This is a genomic window from Streptomyces sp. 2114.4, from assembly GCF_900187385.1.
Taxonomy (GTDB): domain Bacteria; phylum Actinomycetota; class Actinomycetes; order Streptomycetales; family Streptomycetaceae; genus Streptomyces; species Streptomyces mooreae.
Map to the genome: position 1 here is coordinate 4,584,382 of NZ_FYEY01000001.1, position 18,217 is coordinate 4,602,598.

Sequence of the window (18,217 nt, forward strand, 5' to 3'; positions counted from 1 at the left end):
AATTTGGGGTTTTCGTGCGGAGCTGGGGAGGGCGTGCAAGGGCCTCGTTCACTCGGCTCCTGATACGGGCCGGGTTAGTAGAAAGGCACCTTGGCGGGGCGGCGAAGGCGGGTTACCAAGGAATGGCGATCCCGGTCCGCAGCCGGGTAACCAATCGATTCACTGGAGGAAAACCCGCATGTCCAAGTTTGCCGCTCTCCGCAATTCGAAGAAGTTCGCCGTGCGCAATCGCGTCGCCGTTGTCGCCGCCGGTGTCGGTGTGACCGCCGCACTGGGTGCCGGTATTGCGACCGCCGCCGACACGGGTCTGCAGAACCTCACCTCGGGTGTCGGTTCGGCCGTGACCGCGCAGGCCGACGCGCAGGCCAAGTCCGCGGCCGCCGCGAAGGCCGCCGCCGTCAAGGCCAAGCAGGACGCGGCCAAGGCGGTCGACGCCTGGGTCAAGCCGGTCGACAACTACACCCTGGGTGAGCCCTTCGGCATCGCCGGCAGCCACTGGGCGCACAAGCACAGTGGTCAGGACTTCGTCGTGCCGACCGGTACCGCCGTCAAGGCCGTCCACAAGGGCACCGTCGTCAAGGCCGGTCCCTGGGGTGGCGGCGACGGCCCGGCCTACGGCAACGCCATCGTGATCCAGCACGACAACGGCACGTACACCCAGTACGCGCACCTGTCACAGATACAGGTCCGGGTCGGCCAGCAGGTCGGCGCCGGCCAGCAGATCGGCCTGTCCGGCAGCACGGGTAACTCCACCGGTCCCCACCTGCACTTCGAGGTCCGCACCGGCCCCAACTACGGGACGGGCATCGAGCCGACCGGATTCCTGCGGGCTCACGGCGACGCCGTCTGAGCTGAGTCCGGCCGGGCTGGCCGGCGGTTCGGCGGGTTTGCCGCCGTGACCAGTTCTGTGGCGACCTCGAGGATGGCCCTGCGCTTCTCCTCGGGGTCGCCCTCCACGTGCTGCATCGCGAACATGCCCGCATGCATGGAGAACAGTGCGGTGATGCAGCGCACCTGATCCGTCAGCTCCGATTCGGGCTCCTTGAGGAGGTCGAAGAGGGTCAGCATGCGCGATTTGAACGTCTCGCCGATGCTCAGATCGCGCACCGTCGCCTGGTTCTCCTGCATGAACCGGAAAAGGGGCTCGCCCGAGCGCAGCGACTCGCTGTAGCGGCGGATCAGCTCCTGCTTGGTCTCCAGGGTGCGCGGCTGCTTCTCGGCCCAGGCGATCAGCTCGTCGATGGGTCTGCCCAGGTCCTGGAACAGGCTGATGACGATGTCTTCCTTGGTCTTGAAGTGGTAGTACAGCGCCGCTTTCGTGACCTCCAGCTTTTCGGCGATCTCGCGCAGGGACGTCTTGTCGTAGCCCTGTTCGGAGAACAGCTCCAGAGCGACGTCCTGGATGCGCTGGCGGGTGTTTCCCCTGCGCGCCTGTGTGCTCATGCTGCTCTCCTGCATCGTCGGTACTGGTCAGAGGGCTGCCCCAGGGAGCGCCAGAGAAACTTACTTGACGCCCGGCTAGTTGGCCGCCTACCTTCCTCACTGTACTGAACTAGCCGGGCGGCAAGTAAGTAGGAGTGAGTGATGGGGAAGTCGCAACATGCGACCCCGACGGGGGACGGACGGATATCGAGCACCGGGAGACCGGACGCGGCACCGGACCCGGGTTCGGCCAAGCGGCCGGCCGGCGTACGAGTGGTGCTCTTCGCGCTGATGATCGCGATGCTGCTCGCGATGCTGGACAACATGATCGTCGGCACCGCGATGCCGACCATCGTCGGTGAACTGGGCGGGATGGACCACCTGTCCTGGGTCGTCACCGCCTACACGCTCGCCACCGCGGCCTCGACCCCGATCTGGGGCAAGCTCGGCGACATGTACGGGCGCAAGGGCGTCTTCCTGTCGTCCATCGTGCTCTTCCTGATCGGCTCAGCGCTGTCCGGCATGGCACAGGACATGGGACAGCTGATCGGCTTCCGCGCCGTCCAGGGTCTGGGCGCGGGCGGTCTGATGGTCGGCGTCATGGCGATCATCGGCGATCTGATTCCGCCGCGGGAGCGCGGCAAGTACCAGGGCATGATGGCCGGTGTCATGGCCATTGCGATGGTCGGCGGCCCGCTCGTCGGCGGCACCATCACCGACCACCTCGGCTGGCGCTGGACCTTCTACATCAACCTGCCGCTCGGCGTGATCGCACTGGCCATGGTCACCGCGGTGCTGCACCTGCCGAAGAAGCGCTCGCAGACCCGGATCGACTACGTCGGCGCCGCGCTGCTCACCCTCGGCATCACCTCGCTGGTGCTGATCACCACCTGGGGCGGCACCGAGTACGACTGGCTGTCCGGCCAGATCATCGGGCTCGGCATCCTCGGCGTGGTCGCGCTCGCGCTCTTCCTGGTGGTCGAGCGCAGGGTCAGCGAGCCGGTGCTGCCGCTGCACATCTTCCGCAACCGCAACTTCTCCCTGGTCACGCTCGTCGGCTTCCTGGTCGGCTTTGTGATGTTCGGGTCGATGACGTTCCTGCCGCTGTTCCAGCAGACCGTCCAGGGTGCCTCGGCCACCAACTCCGGACTCCTGCTCCTGCCGCTGATGGGCGGCATGCTGGTGGTCTCGATGATCGCGGGCCGGGTGACCACCAAGACCGGCAAGTACAAGTTCTTCGTGGTCGCCGGAGGCGCGCTGCTCACCGTGGGCCTGGCCCTGCTGTCCACCATGGACACCGACACCACCCGCTTCACCTCGGGTGCCTACATGGCGGTGCTCGGCGCCGGCATGGGCTTCCTGATGCAGACCACGATGCTGATCGCACAGAACAGCGTCGAGATGAAGGACATGGGCGTCGGCTCGTCCTCGGCCACCCTCTTCCGCACGATCGGCGGCTCCTTCGGCGTCGCGATCTTCGGTGCGATCTTCACCCACCAGGTGCAGACGACCATGGCCGAGCGGATCGGCAAGGCCGGCGAGAAGATGACCGGCGGCGGAGCCCAGATGGACCCGAAGGGGCTCGCCAAGCTGCCGCCGATGGTCAAGGACGCGTATGACCATGCGGTTGCCTCCGGCACCCACCACGTCTTTCTGTGGGGCGCGGCGATCAGCGTCATCGGCTTCGCCGCGGCTTGGTTCCTCAAGGAGGTGCCGCTCCGCGGTGGGCCGACGAAGCCGGCCGCTGAGAGCCCGGAGGGCTCGACTGCGGGTGATCGGGTACCGGTCGCCGAGACGGTCTGATTCCTGGGTTTTCGGCTTTGCGGCCGTGGGGGCACGCCTGGTGGCGGGCCCCCACGGTTTTTCCTTCCCGCCGTGGTTGTCGCTCGCCGTCGCGCCTGTGGCGGGACGAGCGACACCGTGGGGCTCCGCCCCCAGGCACAACCCCCACGCCGGGAACGCCGGGACACCGGGAACACCGGGACGCCGGGAACACCGGGACGCCGGGAACACCGGGACGCCGGGAACACCGGGACACCGGGACGCCGGGAACACTGGGAACGCCGGAACCGCCGAAGAAACTACCGCTCCGGCAGATGCAGCACCGGAAAGCTCCCCGTATTGGTAGGCGCATTCTCCGGTAGCCAGAGGACGGCGACGGCGCCCGTCGAGCCGTCGGTGAGTTCCTCCGCGTTGCGGAACGTGAGGCGGGCGCCCAGGACGCGGGCCTGGCCGGCCGCGATGGTCAGGCCCAGGCCGTGGCCGCGGCCGGCCCGGTCGCTGCTGCCGGTGCGGAAGCGGCTGGGGCCCTCGCGCAGCAAGGCCCCGGGGAAGCCCGTGCCGTGGTCGCGGACCCGTAGGACCCGGCCCTCGACGGTGACCTCGACCGGCGGCTTGCCGTGCCGGGCGGCGTTGGCGATCAGATTGCCGAGGATCCGCTCCAGCCGGCGCGGGTCGGTGGTGACCTCGGCCTCCCGTACGACCTCGACGGTGATCCCCGGGTCGAGGGCCCGCACCCGCCGGGAGACGAACTCGCCGAGCACGACGTCCTGCAGCTCGGCGCGCTCCGCATGGCCGTCGAGCCGGGCCACTTCCAGGACGTCCTCGACGAGGGTGCGCAGCGCCTGCGCACGGTCGCGGACGAGTTCCGAGGGGCGGCCGGGCGGCAGCAGTTCGGCGGCGGTCAGCAGGCCGGTGACCGGGGTGCGCAGCTCGTGGGCGATGTCGGCGGTGACCCGTCGCTCGGCCTCGATGCGCTCCTGGAGGGCGTCCGACATGGCGTCCACGGCGAAGGCCAGATCGTCGGTCTCGTCGCGTACCCGTCCGCTGCCGACCTCGTCGCGGATCCGGACCGCGGTGTCGCCGTCGGCGAGTTTTCCGGCCGCCGCGGCCGCCTTGCGCAGCCGCTTGGAGAGCCGTCCGCCGACCAGCACCCCCAGCGCACAGCCGCCGACCACCACCGCGGTCGACCCGATGACCAAGGCCTGGTCGAGGTCGTCGAGGACGGCGAAGCGGTCGGGGAAACGGTCGTGCATGGACAGCACCCGGTTGTTGCTGAGCGGTGAGGCGGCCCATACGTCGGGGGCGGTCTGCCCGGTGTCCTGGAGGTAGGTGGCGCGCTTGTTCTTGGCGACCTCGTCGCGCAGCGCCTCCGGCAGCTCCGGGTCGTCGATCTTCGCGCCGAACTGCAGCCGGTTGGTGGAGAGGAAGATCTTCTGCGTGAAGTTGAGCCGCTCGATCTGCACATCCCGGCTGTTGTCGAGCATGGAGTGGCGGGCGGCGTTGTGCACGACAAGGCTCAGCGCGATCGCGACCAGCGCTCCGACGAGTGCGATCGCGGCGCTGAGCTTCCATCTCAGCCCCGTGCGCAGGGCCAGCCTGACCACCGGCGGTGTCAGCCTCTCAGCTTGTATCCGAAGCCGCGGACCGTCTCGATCCGGTCCTGACCGATTTTGCCGCGCAGCCGCTGGACATGGACGTCCACCACCCGGGTGTCACCACCCCAGCCGTAGTCCCAGACCCGCTCCAGCAGCCGGTCGCGTGAGAGGACCGTACCGGGCGCGTTGGAGAACTCCAGCAGCAGCCGCATCTCGGTCGGCGTCAGGGCGACGTTCGCACCGCCCTTGCGGACCTCCATGCCCTCCGTGTCGACCTCCAGGTCGCCGAAGCGCAGCACCGGCTCGGCGATGTCGGCCTGGTCCGCCGACGAGCCGCCGGCCCGGTCCGGGCCGCTGGCGTGGCCGAAGCGGCGCAGGACGGCGCGGATCCGGGCGACCAGCACCGCACCGTCGAACGGCTTGGTGACGTAGTCGTCCGCACCGGCCTCCAGGCCGAGCACCACGTCGATCGAGTCGGCGCGCGCCGACAGCATGATCACGGGGACCGTCGACTCATCGCGGATCCGCCGGCACAGGCTGACGCCGTCGAGTCCCGGCACCATCACATCGAGCAGGGCGATATCGGGGCGGTCGGCGCGGAACGCCTCCAGGCCCGCCAGCCCGTCGGGCATCGCGGTGACCACGAATCCGTCCCGTTCCAGGGCGAGCTGGGTGGCCTCGCGGATCACGTCGTCGTCCTCGACGAAGAGCACATGGGTCTCGGCCATGCGGTTGTCTCAACCCTCCGTTCCCGTGCCGTCGTCCGGCGTGGCGCCGTCGGCGGTGGTCTTGCTGTAGTCGGTGTGATACGGACGGCCACGCTCACTGAAGCGCCCGTTCGTCCAGTGGTAGGTCATCACATCCTCACCGGAGGGGCAGCACACCTTGTCGCCCGCGGCGTAGGTCTGCTTGGAGACCTCCAGATCTCCCTTGTTCACCCCGGCGTAGACCGACGGCTGTTCGTTGCTGTACACGGTGTCATACCCGTCCGGCGCGCCGTCGCGCTTGTGGAAAACATACGCGCCGATGCCGACGGAGTCCGCACAGGTCATGACATTGACGATGACATCGGGGGAGGTGCCGCCGGTGAGCGTCGCATAGGTCACCTCGACCGGGTACTCGTCCCCGGCACACGGCTTGGCCAGCGACTTCTTCACGTCGGAGCCGACCTTCGGGGCGTCCTTGAGCAGCTTGACCGCGTCGACCTTCTTGTAGCGGGCGGTCGGGGACGAGGTGGGCGTGGTGTGCACGGCGCCCTTGGGCACGGGGGTGGTGCCGGCCGATCCCTCGCTGCGTACGCCTTCGCCCCCTGGATTGCACCCGGCCAGCAAAAGGCCGACGGCGGCCACTCCCGCCGTGGCCGCGCCGCCTCTGGTCAACCCGACCCTGGTCAACCTGTTCCTGGTCAATCCGCTCCCGCTCACCGTGCTGCTCGCACAGCTGCCGATGCCGCTGCTGTTCCTGGGGTGATTGTCGCGCGTCGGGCTGTGAGCCGTAAGGCGGCCGGCGTTGTGTCCGTATTCATCGGTAAAGGCACGCTTCGTCTTGTGCGGGGGGTGATGCCGGGTCCGCTGCTCGGGGGCCCACGGTGTGCCGTGTGCCGCCGTTCAGGCCGCGCACCGCTCCCGCCCCCGCTCGCCACGCTCCAGCATCCGCGCGTCGATGTCACGCATCTGCAGCTCCTGGCGCAGCCGGGCCAGCGCACGGTGCAGCGTGCTCTTGACCGTTCCTGTGGACATACCGAGCGCCGCCGCGGTCTCCTCCGTGCTCATCTGCTCCCAGTGCCGCAGCACGACGACGCTGCGCTGCTTGGGAGCCAGCACCCCGAGGATGTCCATCAGCAGGGCGCGGTCGGCGCGCTGCTCGGTGCCGTCGTCCACGCTCGCGTCGGGAAGCTGCTCGGTGGGCACCTCTTCGAGCTTGCGGGCCCGCCACCACTCGGTCCGCGTGTTGATCATGACGCGGCGGAGGTAGGCGTCGGCCAGCGACTTGTCCGCGATGCCGTCCCAGCGGCCGTAGGTGCGCACCAGTGCGGTCTGCAGCAGGTCCTGTGCGTCGACCGGGTCGGGCACCAGGCGCCGGGCGCTCCGCAGCAGGGCCTCCTGCCGCGTACGAACGTACTCTTCGAAGTCCAGTACCTTGCCGCCGCTGGTCGCCATTCCGACGCCTCCGATCCGCTTGCGTTTCCCCACGTTGACCGTGCTGGCGGTCATCTCCAGCACGAGGAAGACGCTACGGAGGGGGTGTTGCGACGTAATGTGCGTGGGCCCCACAAGGAGTGCACGGAAAACCCTCGGTTGTGTAACAGCCCGCCAGGGGTCATACCTCGGACGGACGGCGGCCCGCTGACCGTCATACTCCCGGGGGAGGAGCACCCCCGCCGCAAGGTCTATCGGCCGTGACACGGCGGCCATCGAGAAGGCGGTGGGTCTCCTTCCGGTCGGATCAGGGGCACTTTCCGGTCATCCGGCGCGAAAGGTGACACGGGGTCAGACGTCACACCGTCGGGGACGCGGAAGGGCGCGGCCGCCGAAGTGACCGCGCCCTTCTTCTCTCTTACAGGTTCTCCCGTACGGATGACGGCAGCGCTACGTGAGCGGCAACCGATAGCGGCCACCGCCCAGCGGCTCCACCAGACCGTCCGAGACCAGGCCGTCCAGTGCCCGGGCCCGCTGCACCGGCTCGTCCCACACCGCGTCCAGCGCCTGCTGCGGCACCGGCGTGACCGCCTCGCGCAGGACGGCGAGCAGCTTGCCGCGCACCTGGCGGTCGGTACCGGCGTACGTCTGGGTGCGACGCGCCGGGCCGTCGTGCGCCGGGGACCCGGCCAGGCGCCAGGTGCACTGCGCGGCGATCGGGCAGCGCCCGCACTCCGGAGCACGCGCCGTGCACAGCAGCGCACCCAGCTCCATCGTGGCCGCCGCCCAGCGCGCCGCCAGGTTCTCGTCCTCGGGCAGCAGCTGGCGGGCGAGTTTGCGCTCCGCCGCGGTGGTGGCGTTCGGCGGGAACTGGCGGCCGGCCACCGCGCGGGCGAACACCCGGCGCACATTGGTGTCCAGCACGGCGTGCCGCTGTCCGTACGCGAACGAGGCGACCGCGGCGGCGGTGTACTCGCCGACGCCGGGCAGCGCCAGCAACTGGCTGTGCTCGCGCGGTACGTCGCCGCCGTGCCGCTCCTGTATGGCGGAGGCGGCGGCGTGCAGCCGCAGGGCGCGGCGCGGATAACCGAGCCGGCCCCAGGCCCGGACCGCCTCGCCCGGCGCCTCGGCGGCCAGGTCGGCGGGGCGCGGCCAGCGGGCCAGCCACTGCTCGTAGACCGGCAGCACTCTGCTGACCGGGGTCTGCTGCAGCATGAACTCGCTCACCATCACACCCCAGGCGCCCGCCTCGGGGCGGCGCCAGGGCAGATCGCGGGCGTGCTCGTCGAACCAGTCGGTGACCGGGCCGTGCAGCGCGGTCCCGTCGGCGGCTCCCGCGGCCGCGTCGGCGGCGGAAGCGTTCTCGGTGGCGGCGGTCGTGGCAGTGGTGGTGACAGGCGTCGAAGTCATGGCACTGCCGATCCTGGCACGTCCGGGGTCGCCCGGGAAACGCACCGGGCCCGCCCCGCCGCGCGCCCACCCGCACGCAGGACGGCCGGGGGCGCACAGGTGGCGGTTACCGGCGGTATGAGACGTCCCGGCGGCGACCGGAGCGGGGGCCCGGCGCGCGCCGGCCGGCCGGGGCGGGCGAGGATGCGGTCATGGCGGAGACGAGCGGTGCACAGGACAGCGGCGGTACGGGCGGGTCGCCCTGCCCGGAGACGATCCGGCGGGCGCTCGCCGCGCACACGACGATGACGCTGGCGTACGCGGACGAGGACGGGCCGGGCGCCTGCGCGGTGCTCTACGCGACGGACCCGGAGAGCGGCGGGGGGACGGGCGGGGCGGGCGGCGCCGGGCCCGTGCTGTATTTCGTCACCGCGACCACGACGCGGCACGGCCGGGCGCTGGCGGCGCCCGGCGCCCGCGCCGCCTTCACGGCGCAGCGGGACGGCCAGGAGTGGAGCGGACTGACGGGGCTTCAGGGCCGGGGCGGCTGCCGCCCCCTGACCGGCGCCGAGCGGGCCGCGGGCTGGCGGGTCTACCTGTCCCGCTTCCCCTTCGTCGCCGAGAGCGAGCGGTTGCGCCACGCCCTGGAGCGGACCACCCTGTGGGAGCTGCGCCCCGACTGGCTGCGGCTGATCGACAACGGGCAGGGCTTCGGGCACAAGGAGGAGTGGCGTCCGGGTTCCTGAGGTCGGGGTGACGCGGGGGGTGCCGGCCCCCCCGTGTCACCTCCACTCCGTCGCCCCGGAAGCGTTTCCTGACCGATCCGGGCCGATCCGGGCCGATCCGAGCCGCCTCCGGGCCGATCATGCGAAAAGTTGCAGCAGGAAGCGGCGGGTACTGGCCTGTGCGGCGGCCGATCTCTCGTAGAGTTTCCGCGTGGGATCACTGCGCAATCCGATCGGGCCGCTTCCGTCCTCCATCTACTGGCGGCGGAGGGCCGTTGCGCTGGCCATCGTCGTACTGCTCGCCGTGCTCGTCGTGTGGGCCCTCAACTGGGGCGGCATCGGCGGCAAGAGCGACGACGAGGGCAAGGGGCCCCACGGAAACGGGCCCGCGACGTCCATCACGCCGGGACCTTCCCCAGCGGACCGGTGAACGGCCAGAAGCCGGGCGGGCGCGATGAGTCGGGCAGCGGCGCGGGCTCGGGGTCGGGCTCCGGCGGTGGCTCGGGCTCCGCGGGCGGCGACGGTGACGCGTCCAACGGTGACTCCGGTGCCGGCAGCGGCGGTTCGGGTTCCGTTCCCAATGGGCCGATCGGCCAGGGCTCCGGCAAGAACGCCGTCGAGGCCGGCTCCTCGCTTCCCAACTGTGTATCCGGCAAGGCGGAGTTGGTGCTGCACAGCGTCAAGAAGTCCTACGCGCCGGACGCCAGGCCGAAGTTCGAGCTGACGGTCAAGAACGGGTCCGGTGACGCCTGCAAGGTGGATCTCGGGCAGAAGGCCGCGGTCCTCACCATCACCGACACCGCGGGCGACGACCGGGTGTGGGCCTCGAACGACTGCCCGTCGGGCACCCGGCCCGCGCTGCTGGAGGTCCCGGCCAAGGGATCGGTGAAGCGCACCATCGTGTGGGACCGCCGGGCCAGCGGTCCGCAGTGCGAAACGCTGAGCCCGGCCACGGTGCCGGCCGGCAAGTACCTGATCGAGGCCAAGGTGCCGGGGCTGGAAGCGGTCCATACGTCGTTCGTGCTGGCCGAGGACTGAGGCCAGGGGCTCGGCCAGGCGCTGAGGCCGGGGAGAGCCGCCCGCGCGCCTCCGCGCATTCCGCCCGTGGCGATTTCGCCGGGAGCGAGCGTCGGTGTGGCCCGCGGTGCCGTCCGGCACAGTTGCCGCCATGAAGCTACTGATGCTGGGCGGGACGGAGTTCGTGGGGCGGGCGGTCACCGAGGCGGCGCTGGCGCGTGGCTGGGAGGTCACGGTGTTCCACCGGGGGAATCACGCGCCGCCACAGGGCGTGACGGTGCTGCACGGCGACCGTGCGGACGCGGCGGGGCTCGCGGCCCTGGAAAAGGGGGAGTGGGACGCCGTCGTCGATACTTGGAGCGGTGCGCCGTCGGCGGTACGGGACAGTGCGCGGCTGCTGGCCGGGCGGGCGGGGACGTATGCGTATGTCTCCAGCAGCTCGGTGTACGCCTTCCCGCCCACGGCCCGGCTCGATGAGCGGGCGCCGCTGGTGACGGGATCCGCCGGTGCCACCGATGCCGCGGACTACGCACAGGCCAAGCGGGGCGGTGAGCTGGCCGCGGTCGAGGCGTTCGGGGAGCGGGCGCTGCTGGTGCGTGCGGGGCTGATTCTCGGGCCCTACGAGAACGTGGGGCGGCTGCCGTGGTGGCTGGGGCGGATCGCCCGTGGCGGCACGGTCCTGGCACCGGGGCCGCGGGGGATGGCGCTGCAGTACATCGATGTCCGTGACCTGGCCGAGTGGACGGCCGACGCGTTGCGGGCCGGGCTCGGCGGGCCGTACAACCTGGTGAGCGAGGCCGGGCACGCCACCATGGGCGAGCTGCTGGAGAGTTGCGCGAAGGTCACCGGCGCGGACGCACAGCTGCGCTGGACCGCTCCGGAGGACGTCCTCGCCGCCGGTATCGAGCCGTGGATCGAGCTCCCGGGCTGGCTGGCGCCCGGTGAACTGAGGGACGCGGTCTTCGGTGTCGAGGTGTCCAAGGCGCTGGCGTCCGGGCTGCGTTGCCGTCCCGTCGCGGAGACCGTCGCCGATACCTGGGCCTGGCTGCAGGCCGTCGGCGGGGTGGCACCGCAGCGCCCGGACCGGCCCGTACTCGGCCTGGACCCGGCGAAGGAGGCGGTGGCGCTACGGCGGGCCGGCTGACCCCTGGCCGGTGAGGGACGGCGCAGACCGGCCCCGGTACGGGGCAGCCGTACCGCCCTTCAGCCGTACCGCCCTTCAGCCGTACCGCCCTTCAGCCGTACCGCTCTTAGACGTACCGCTCCAGGATCGACGACTCCGCCAGCCGCGACAGGCCCTCGCGGACCGAGCGGGCGCGGGCCTCGCCGACGCCGTCGACCGTCTGCAGGTCGTCGACGCTGGCGGCGAGCAGCTTCTGCAGCCCGCCGAAGTGGTCGACGAGGCGCTCGATGACCGTGCCGGGCAGCCGGGGGACCTTCGCCAGCAGGCGGAAGCCGCGCGGGGAGACCGCGGAGTCCAGCGTCTCGGGGGCTCCGCTGTAGCCCAATGCACGGGCCACGGTGGGGAGTTCGAGGAGTTCGGTGTGGCTGAGGGCGTCCAGCTCGGCGAGCGCTTCGACGACCGTGCGGGAGCGCTTGGCGGTCGGCTGGGGGACGTAGTCGCGGACGACCAGCTCCCGCTCCGGCTCCACGCCGGCGATCAGTTCCTCCAGCTGGAGGGCGAGCAGCCGGCCGTCCGTGCCGAGCTCGACGACGTACTCGGCGATTTCCGTGGCGATCCGGCGGACCATCTCCAGGCGCTGGGCGACCGCGGTGAGATCGCGGACCGTCACCAAGTCCTCGATTTCCAGGGCGGAGAGCGTGCCGGCGACCTCGTCCAGGCGGAGCTTGTAGCGTTCCAGGGTCGCCAGTGCCTGGTTGGCGCGGGAGAGGATCGCGGCCGACTCCTCCAGGACGCGGCGCTCGCCGTCCACGTAGAGGGCGATCAGGCGCATCGACTGGCTGACGGAGACCACCGGGAAGCCGGCCTGGATCGAGACGCGCTGGGCGGTGCGGTGGCGGGTGCCGGTCTCCTCCGTGGGGATGGAGGCGTCCGGGACCAGCTGGACGCCGGCCCGCAGGATCTTGGTGATGTCCTTGTCGAGGACCAGCGCCCCGTCGAGCTTGCACAGTTCGCGCAGCCGCGTGGCGGTGAACTCGACATCCAGGACGAATCCACCGGTACACATGGATTCGACGGTCTTGTCGAAGCCCAGCACGATCAGCCCGCCCGTATTGCCGCGGAGGATGCGCTCCAGGCCGTCACGCAGGGCGGTACCGGGCGCGACGGCGCTCAGCGTGGCGCGCATCAGGCTCTCGGTGCCGGAGCTTCCACCGGACCTGCCGGAAGTCGATGCCCGGTCGTTGGCTGCCACTGCACTCCTCCGTCGCAAGGTCTGTCGGTCCGCAGGCCGCCCGGCCCATGCTGTGTTGACGTACCAGCGGAGCGTACGTGGCCGACAGGCAATTCTGCGGTGACGGGCGAGACCAGGGCAAAGTCTACCGGCGTGCGCCCTCTTCCTGTGGGGCCTCCCGGCGCACTCGCTTGGGCAGGACGCTGAGGGCCGCTCCGACGTCGGCGACCTCCAGCACCCGCATTCCGTCGGGGATCTTGCCGGGGTCGGAGGGGACCAGGGCGTGGGTGAAGCCGAGGCGGGCCGCTTCGGACAGCCGCCGCTGGACGCCGGTGACCCGCCTGACCTCGCCCGCGAGGCCCACCTCGCCGATGGCGACGAGGTTCTTGGGGAGGGGGGTGTCGCTGGCGGCGCTGGCGAGGGCGAGGGCGACGGCGAGGTCGGCGGCGGGCTCGGTCAGCTTCACCCCGCCGACCGTCGCGCTGTAGATGTCGCGCTTGCCCAGGGCGCTGATCCGGCCGCGCTGTTCCAGTACGGCGAGCATCATCGAGACCCGGGAGGTCTCCAGGCCGGAGGTGGTGCGCCGGGGGGAGGGGATCTGGGAGTCGACGGTGAGCGCCTGAACCTCGGCGACCAGGGGGCGGCGGCCCTCCAGGGTCACCGTCAGGCAGGTACCGGGCACGGGTTCGGCGCGGCGGGTGAGGAAGAGGCCGGAGGGGTCGGCGAGACCGGTGATGCCCTCGTCGTGCAGCTCGAAGCAGCCGACCTCGTCGGTGGTGCCGTAGCGGTTCTTGACGCCGCGGACCAGGCGCAGCCGGGCATGCCGGTCGCCCTCGAAGTGCAGGACGACATCGACGAGATGTTCCAGCAGGCGCGGACCGGCGATGGCGCCGTCCTTGGTGACGTGGCCGACCAGGAGGGTGGACATACCGCGTTCCTTGGACGCCCGGATCAGTGCGCCGGCCACCTCGCGGACCTGGGCCATACCGCCGGGGGCGCCCTCGATCTCGGGGGAGGCGACGGTCTGCACGGAGTCGAGGATCAGCAGCGAGGGCTTGACCGTGTCGAGGTGGCCGAGGACGGCGGAGAGGTCGGTTTCGGCGGCCAGATACAGATGGTCGTCGAGCGCGCCGATGCGGTCGGCGCGCAGCCGGACCTGGCTGGCGGACTCCTCGCCCGTCACATACAGGGTGCGGTGGGCGTCGGAGGCGGACTTGGCGGCGGCGTCCAGCAGCAGGGTGGACTTGCCGACGCCGGGCTCGCCGGCCAGCAGCACGACCGCGCCGGGGACCAGCCCGCCGCCCAGGACGCGGTCCAGCTCGGGCACGCCCGTCGAGCGGGCGGTGGCCTGCGTGCCGTCGATCTGGCCGATGGGCAGGGCCGCGGTGGTGACCCGGCCTGGTGCGGTCGTGCGCACCGCGGGGGCGCCGCCGAACTCCTCGACCGTGCCCCACGCCTGGCATTCGGGGCAGCGGCCGAGCCACTTCGCGGTGGTCCAGCCGCACTCCGTACAGCGGTAGGAGGGGCGCTCCTTGCCCGAGGATTTACGCGTTGCCATGGGGTCACCGTAGCGGCGGGGTCCGACAACGCCCGCCCGAGCCCTCGCCCGAGCCCTTCAGGAGCGGGGTCCTCGGACGGGAGATGCCGGTTGCGGCAGGGGCGGCTCCCTCGCCGGCAGTTGCGCCGCCCGAGTGGCGCAGACGGAGCGCGCCCGCGGTGTAAAGGGCCATTCGTGTCCTCTTTTGAGGGAGAAGGTCACCCGTAAGGGTTAAAAGTGTCCAACGCGAGCAAGACCGGCTGCATCATCCGCCTACCGTCGCCGGGTGATGAGCAGCAGGCCCGAGCACCCCACGCACTCCACCGGCGCACACCGGTCGCGCGGCGACGGCCGGCGCCGGAGCCGGCCGGAGCCGTCCGAGCGGCCAGGACCCAACGCCGCACGCCCCCCGGACCAGCGCCCCGACCCCTACGAGCCTTACCTGGACGGGCTGTTCACCTACTGCCTGTCGGTGCTGTGCGACCACGACGAGGCGACCGCGGTGCTCGGCGAGATGCTGGCGCTCGCCGAGCGGCACCACGGCAGGCGGCCCGCCGACCGGGGCCGCCACCGCTCCTGGCTCTACGCGCTGGCCCGCTGGGCCTGTCTGCGCCGGCTCGCCGAACGGACCGGCCCGGCCGCCAAGGCGACGGACCCGGCGGCCGCAGCCACCGGCCCGGCCGCGGCCACGGCCGAAGCCCCGGGCCCGGCGACTGGCGAAGCCGACCGCCGGCAGCGTGAACTCGCCGCGCTGGCCTGGCCGGAGGCCGCCGGCACCACTCCCGAGCAGCGCGAGGCGCTGGAGCTCTCGGTGCGCCATCAGCTGTCCGCCGACGAGGTCGCCGCGGTGCTCGGCGCCGACCCGGTGCCCACCCGCGCGCTGCTGGCCACCGCCTCCTGCGAGGTGGAGCGGACCCGGGCGGCCCTGGCCGTCGTCGAGTCCGGCCGCTGCCGCGAGGTGGCACAGCTGGCGGGGGACACCCAGATGCTGCTGGGCGCGGCCCTGAGCCGGGAGCTGGTGCGCCATGTCGACGACTGCGCCGAGTGCCGGCGGACCGCCGAGCGGGCCACCGCCCCGGGGACCTGGCCGGGCACCGCGCCGGTGCCCCGGGGGGCGCTGCCGCTGGTCGCCGCGCCCCGCGAGGCCGTGCTCGGCGCGCTGGCGGCGGCCCGGCGCACCAAATCGGGCCGCGCGGAGGGCGTGGCCGGTGCGGCACACGGCGGCCGGACCGGTGGGGCAAACGGTTCTCCTCGCTATGACCGCAACGGATTTCCCGTCGGCCCCCCGACGGACCGGGTGGCCCGCCGGCGCAGGCTCCGCGGCCGCGCGCTGACCACCACCGTGGTCGCCACGGTGATCGCCGCGCCGTTGCTGGCCCTGTGGGCGGCGTACCACGGCAGCCCCGTCACCGATGAGGCGGCGGACGTCTCGCCCTCGGTGACGGCCAGCGACACGCAGACCGGGGAGCGGCTGGGCGGCCGCCCGTACGAGAACGCCGGCAATGCCCGGACGACGCCCGATCCCGGCTTCCGGGCCGGCGACGGGACGCCCGATGTGTCCGTCGAGGTGACCAGCGCGGACGGCACCCCGCAGCGGCCGGGCGAGCCGGGCAGCCGCGCGGAGTCGGGCTCCGGCCGGCTGACGGTCGCCGCGCAGCCCAGCGGCCGGACCACGGTGATCACGCTCGCCGCCGCGGGCCGGGCGCCGGTGCGCTGGCGGGCTTCGGCGGGCGCGGCCTGGCTGCAGCTGAGCCATACGGCGGGCTCGCTGCGGCCGGGCGAGTCCACCACGATCACGGTCGACATCGACCACGACCGGGAGCCCGCGGGCCCCTGGCGCGCCAGGATCGCCATCGAGCCGGGCGGCACCGCCGTGACGATGAAGGGCCACGGCGTGACCGGTCCGGTCCCCGGCCCGCAGCGCCCGACGCCGGCGAAGCCGAAGCCGAAGCCGCGCCCGTCGCACCCGGCGCCGACCCCCACGCCGGCCCCGACGTCCCCGGCGCCCACCCCCACGCCTCCGTCGCCGACCCCCAAGCCGACCGGCCCCGACCCGTCCTCGACCCCGTCGAACACGACCCGCCCCGCCCGCGACGCCCCCGGGCACTGAGCGCACCGGGCCTGAGCGCACCGGGGCCTGACACACCGGGGCCGCGTCGGCCCGCACGGCCCCGACACGCGCCCGCTTCTGCTGCTACTTCTGCCCCGACTTCTCCGACTTCTCCGACTTCTCCGACTTCTCCGACTGCTCCGACTTCTTCGACTGCTTGGAGGGCTTCGGGGGCTTCGGGTCCGCCGGGTGCGGCGCCATCGGCAGCGTCGCCGCCAGCCGCTCCTCGCACAGCGCGGCGAGCTTGGCGTAGCCCTTCTTGCCCATCAGCTCGGTCAGCTCCGGCTTGTACGAGACGTACACCGGGTCGCCCGCGCCGTGCGCCGAGGTCGCGGAGGTGCACCACCAGTGCAGGTCGTGGCCGCCGGGGCCCCAGCCGCGCCGGTCGTACTCGCCGATCGTCACCTGCAGGACGCGGGTGTCGTCCGGCCGGTCGATCCAGTCGTAGGTGCGCCGGACCGGCAGCTGCCAGCAGACGTCCGGCTTGGTCTCCAGGGGCTCGCGGCCCTCGCGCAGCGCGAGGATGTGCAGGGAGCAGCCCGCGCCGGCCGGGAAACCGGGGCGGTTCTGGAAGATGCAGGAGCCCTCCCAGCGCCGGGTCTGCCGCTCGCCGTCCTCGTCCTCCTGGGTCCAGCCGGTCGTGGTGCCGACGTCGTGGTGCTGCCACACCTCGGGCGTGAGCCGTGCCACGTGCTGGGCCACCCGCTCCTCGTCCTCCTCGTCCGAGAAGTGCGCGCCGAGCGTGCAGCAGCCGTCGTCCGCCCGGCCGGCCTGGATGCCCTGGCAGCCGCTGCCGAAGATGCAGGTCCAGCGGGAGGTCAGCCAGGTCAGGTCGCAGCGGAAGATTTGTTCGTCGTCGGCCGGGTCCGGGAAGGTGACCCAGGCGCGGGCGAAGTCGAGGCCGACCTCGTCGGCCGGGGCCTCCTTCGGGGACCGCGCCCCCTCAGTCGCCTGAGAGCGCCGCTTTTCTTCCTTGGTGCGCGCTTTTTCGTGCTTCGCCTTTTTCGTCTTTGCCACGACTCCAGCCTAAGGCGCGTCGCGGTGCGGACCGTGCCGACAGGAGTGCGGGGTGCGCGCAGTAGGTTTCCCCGTATGAGACTCGGTGTCCTCGATGTGGGTTCGAATACGGTCCATCTGCTCGTGGTGGACGCACACCCGGGCGCGCGCCCGCTGCCCGCCTATTCGCACAAGGCGGAGCTGCGCCTCGCCGAACTCCTCGACCAGGCGGGCGCGATAAGCGATGCGGGGGTGGAGCGGCTGGTCGCCACCATCCACGAAGCGCTCCAGGTGGCCGAGGACAAGGGTGTCGAGAGCGTGCTGCCGTTCGCCACCTCGGCGATCCGCGAGGCCACCAACGGCGAGGACGTGCTGCGCCGGGTCGCCCTGGAGACCGAGGTCGAGCTGCAGGTGCTGTCCGGTGAGGACGAGGCGCGGCTGACCTTCCTCGCCGCCCGCCGGTGGCTGGGCTGGTCGGCCGGCCGGCTGCTGGTGCTGGACATCGGCGGCGGCTCGCTGGAGGTCGCCTACGGCCTGGACGAGGACCCGGACGTGGCGGTCTCGCTGCCGCTGGGCGCCGGCCGGCTGACCGCGGGCGACCTGCCCGGCGACCCGCCGGAGGCCGAGGACGTCCGGACGCTGCGCCGCCGGGTGCGCGCCGAGATCGCCAAGGTGGTGAGCGAATTCAGCCGCCACGGCACTCCCGACCGGGTCGTCGGCACGTCCAAGACCTTCCGGCAGCTGGCCCGGATCGCGGGCGCCGCGCGCTCGGCGGAGGGGCTGTACGTCCAGCGGGAGCTGACCCGGAAGAAGCTGGAGGAGTGGGTGCCGCGGCTGGCCGGGATGTCCGCGGCGGAGCGGGGCACGCTGCCCGGGGTGTCCGAGGGGCGCTCGCGGCAGCTGCTCGCCGGGGCGCTGGTCGCCGAGGCGGCGATGGACCTGTTCGGGGTCGAGACGCTGGAGATCTGCCCGTGGGCGCTGCGTGAGGGCGTCATTCTGCGGCGGCTGGACCACTTGCCGTAGGGGGCTGCCTTACGGGCCGGCCGCCACGGCATGCCGGGCCGCCGCCCGTAAGGCCGGCCGCGCCGGCCTTCGTGAGACTCGTCACGCCCCGGCGGGGCCCGCCACAGCCGTTGTCCCCTGTCGCACCGT

The 18,217-nt window shown here is 72.1% G+C and carries 15 protein-coding genes and 1 pseudogene; 7 read left to right on the forward strand and 9 right to left on the reverse strand.

Annotated elements, in window-relative coordinates:
- Positions 1-178: 178 nt before the first annotated feature.
- Positions 179-850 carry a M23 family metallopeptidase gene (locus tag CFW40_RS20160; protein ID WP_088799212.1) on the forward strand — a complete coding sequence of 224 codons (672 nt, stop codon included), beginning with the start codon at positions 179-181 and terminating at the stop codon, positions 848-850.
- Here the strand turns inward: CFW40_RS20160 and CFW40_RS20165 are convergent.
- A complete protein-coding gene (locus tag CFW40_RS20165) occupies positions 832-1,443 on the reverse strand; it encodes a TetR/AcrR family transcriptional regulator (protein WP_088799213.1) in 612 nt (203 codons plus the stop codon). The genes CFW40_RS20160 and CFW40_RS20165 overlap by 19 nt on opposite strands.
- A gap of 141 nt (positions 1,444-1,584) precedes the next feature.
- On the opposite strand from CFW40_RS20165, the gene CFW40_RS20170 reads away from it, so the two are divergent.
- Positions 1,585-3,225, forward strand: a complete 1,641-nt coding sequence (locus CFW40_RS20170; protein ID WP_256331368.1) for an MDR family MFS transporter — start codon at positions 1,585-1,587, stop codon at positions 3,223-3,225.
- A gap of 278 nt (positions 3,226-3,503) precedes the next feature.
- On the opposite strand, the gene cseC is transcribed toward CFW40_RS20170, so the two are convergent.
- From cseC to CFW40_RS20195, 5 genes are all read right to left on the reverse strand, one after another.
- Positions 3,504-4,808 (reverse strand): two-component system sensor histidine kinase CseC, encoded by a 1,305-nt coding sequence (gene cseC, locus CFW40_RS20175; protein ID WP_088799214.1) that lies wholly within the window; start codon positions 4,806-4,808, stop codon positions 3,504-3,506.
- An 8-nt stretch (positions 4,809-4,816) separates the two neighbouring features.
- Complete coding sequence (gene cseB / locus CFW40_RS20180) at positions 4,817-5,527, reverse strand: two-component system response regulator CseB (RefSeq protein ID WP_088799215.1); 711 nt, start codon at positions 5,525-5,527, stop codon at positions 4,817-4,819.
- 9 nt (positions 5,528-5,536) lie between these two features.
- Positions 5,537-6,148, reverse strand: a complete 612-nt coding sequence (locus CFW40_RS20185; RefSeq protein WP_256331367.1) for an LppP/LprE family lipoprotein — start codon at positions 6,146-6,148, stop codon at positions 5,537-5,539.
- A 258-nt stretch (positions 6,149-6,406) separates the two neighbouring features.
- On the reverse strand, positions 6,407-7,012 hold the full coding sequence (locus tag CFW40_RS20190) for a SigE family RNA polymerase sigma factor (RefSeq protein WP_371127190.1): 606 nt from the start codon (positions 7,010-7,012) through the stop codon (positions 6,407-6,409).
- A 375-nt stretch (positions 7,013-7,387) separates the two neighbouring features.
- Positions 7,388-8,347 (reverse strand): A/G-specific adenine glycosylase, encoded by a 960-nt coding sequence (locus CFW40_RS20195; RefSeq protein WP_088799217.1) that lies wholly within the window; start codon positions 8,345-8,347, stop codon positions 7,388-7,390.
- 191 nt (positions 8,348-8,538) lie between these two features.
- Between CFW40_RS20195 and CFW40_RS20200 the strand changes: the two genes are divergently transcribed.
- From CFW40_RS20200 to CFW40_RS20210, 3 genes and pseudogenes are all read left to right on the forward strand, one after another.
- The gene (locus tag CFW40_RS20200; RefSeq protein WP_088799218.1) at positions 8,539-9,072 is read left to right on the forward strand and encodes a pyridoxamine 5'-phosphate oxidase family protein; all 534 of its coding nucleotides are present in this window, start codon (positions 8,539-8,541) and stop codon (positions 9,070-9,072) included.
- A gap of 190 nt (positions 9,073-9,262) precedes the next feature.
- A pseudogene (locus CFW40_RS20205) lies at positions 9,263-10,089 on the forward strand (hypothetical protein).
- A 130-nt stretch (positions 10,090-10,219) separates the two neighbouring features.
- Positions 10,220-11,212, forward strand: a complete 993-nt coding sequence (locus tag CFW40_RS20210) for an NAD-dependent epimerase/dehydratase family protein (protein WP_088799219.1) — start codon at positions 10,220-10,222, stop codon at positions 11,210-11,212.
- A 106-nt stretch (positions 11,213-11,318) separates the two neighbouring features.
- Here CFW40_RS20210 and disA read toward each other — a convergent pair whose 3' ends face one another.
- Positions 11,319-12,443 carry a DNA integrity scanning diadenylate cyclase DisA gene (gene disA / locus CFW40_RS20215; protein ID WP_088799220.1) on the reverse strand — a complete coding sequence of 375 codons (1,125 nt, stop codon included), beginning with the start codon at positions 12,441-12,443 and terminating at the stop codon, positions 11,319-11,321.
- A 124-nt stretch (positions 12,444-12,567) separates the two neighbouring features.
- Positions 12,568-13,980, reverse strand: coding sequence for a DNA repair protein RadA (radA, locus tag CFW40_RS20220; RefSeq protein WP_088799221.1), 1,413 nt, complete (start codon positions 13,978-13,980; stop codon positions 12,568-12,570).
- A 268-nt stretch (positions 13,981-14,248) separates the two neighbouring features.
- Here radA and CFW40_RS20225 point away from each other — a divergent pair, with 268 nt between their 5' ends.
- The gene (locus CFW40_RS20225; RefSeq protein WP_088799222.1) at positions 14,249-16,069 is read left to right on the forward strand and encodes a sigma-70 family RNA polymerase sigma factor; all 1,821 of its coding nucleotides are present in this window, start codon (positions 14,249-14,251) and stop codon (positions 16,067-16,069) included.
- Positions 16,070-16,153: 84 nt separating this feature from the next.
- Here CFW40_RS20225 and CFW40_RS20230 read toward each other — a convergent pair whose 3' ends face one another.
- Positions 16,154-17,086 (reverse strand): hypothetical protein, encoded by a 933-nt coding sequence (locus CFW40_RS20230; RefSeq protein ID WP_088799223.1) that lies wholly within the window; start codon positions 17,084-17,086, stop codon positions 16,154-16,156.
- A 75-nt stretch (positions 17,087-17,161) separates the two neighbouring features.
- On the opposite strand from CFW40_RS20230, the gene CFW40_RS20235 reads away from it, so the two are divergent.
- The gene (locus CFW40_RS20235) at positions 17,162-18,088 is read left to right on the forward strand and encodes a Ppx/GppA phosphatase family protein (RefSeq protein WP_088799224.1); all 927 of its coding nucleotides are present in this window, start codon (positions 17,162-17,164) and stop codon (positions 18,086-18,088) included.
- Positions 18,089-18,217 lie beyond the last annotated feature (129 nt).

Coding starts and splice junctions, on each gene's coding strand:
- CFW40_RS20160 (WP_088799212.1), top strand. CDS start 179: ATGTCCAAGTTTGCCGCTCTCCGCAATTCGAAGAAGTTCGCCGTGCGC.
- CFW40_RS20210 (WP_088799219.1), top strand. CDS start 10,220: ATGAAGCTACTGATGCTGGGCGGGACGGAGTTCGTGGGGCGGGCGGTC.
- CFW40_RS20190 (WP_371127190.1), bottom strand. CDS start 7,012: ATGACCGCCAGCACGGTCAACGTGGGGAAACGCAAGCGGATCGGAGGC.
- CFW40_RS20165 (WP_088799213.1), bottom strand. CDS start 1,443: ATGAGCACACAGGCGCGCAGGGGAAACACCCGCCAGCGCATCCAGGAC.
- radA (WP_088799221.1), bottom strand. CDS start 13,980: ATGGCAACGCGTAAATCCTCGGGCAAGGAGCGCCCCTCCTACCGCTGT.
- CFW40_RS20235 (WP_088799224.1), top strand. CDS start 17,162: ATGAGACTCGGTGTCCTCGATGTGGGTTCGAATACGGTCCATCTGCTC.
- CFW40_RS20225 (WP_088799222.1), top strand. CDS start 14,249: ATGAGCAGCAGGCCCGAGCACCCCACGCACTCCACCGGCGCACACCGG.
- CFW40_RS20170 (WP_256331368.1), top strand. CDS start 1,585: ATGGGGAAGTCGCAACATGCGACCCCGACGGGGGACGGACGGATATCG.
- CFW40_RS20195 (WP_088799217.1), bottom strand. CDS start 8,347: ATGACTTCGACGCCTGTCACCACCACTGCCACGACCGCCGCCACCGAG.
- cseB (WP_088799215.1), bottom strand. CDS start 5,527: ATGGCCGAGACCCATGTGCTCTTCGTCGAGGACGACGACGTGATCCGC.
- CFW40_RS20200 (WP_088799218.1), top strand. CDS start 8,539: ATGGCGGAGACGAGCGGTGCACAGGACAGCGGCGGTACGGGCGGGTCG.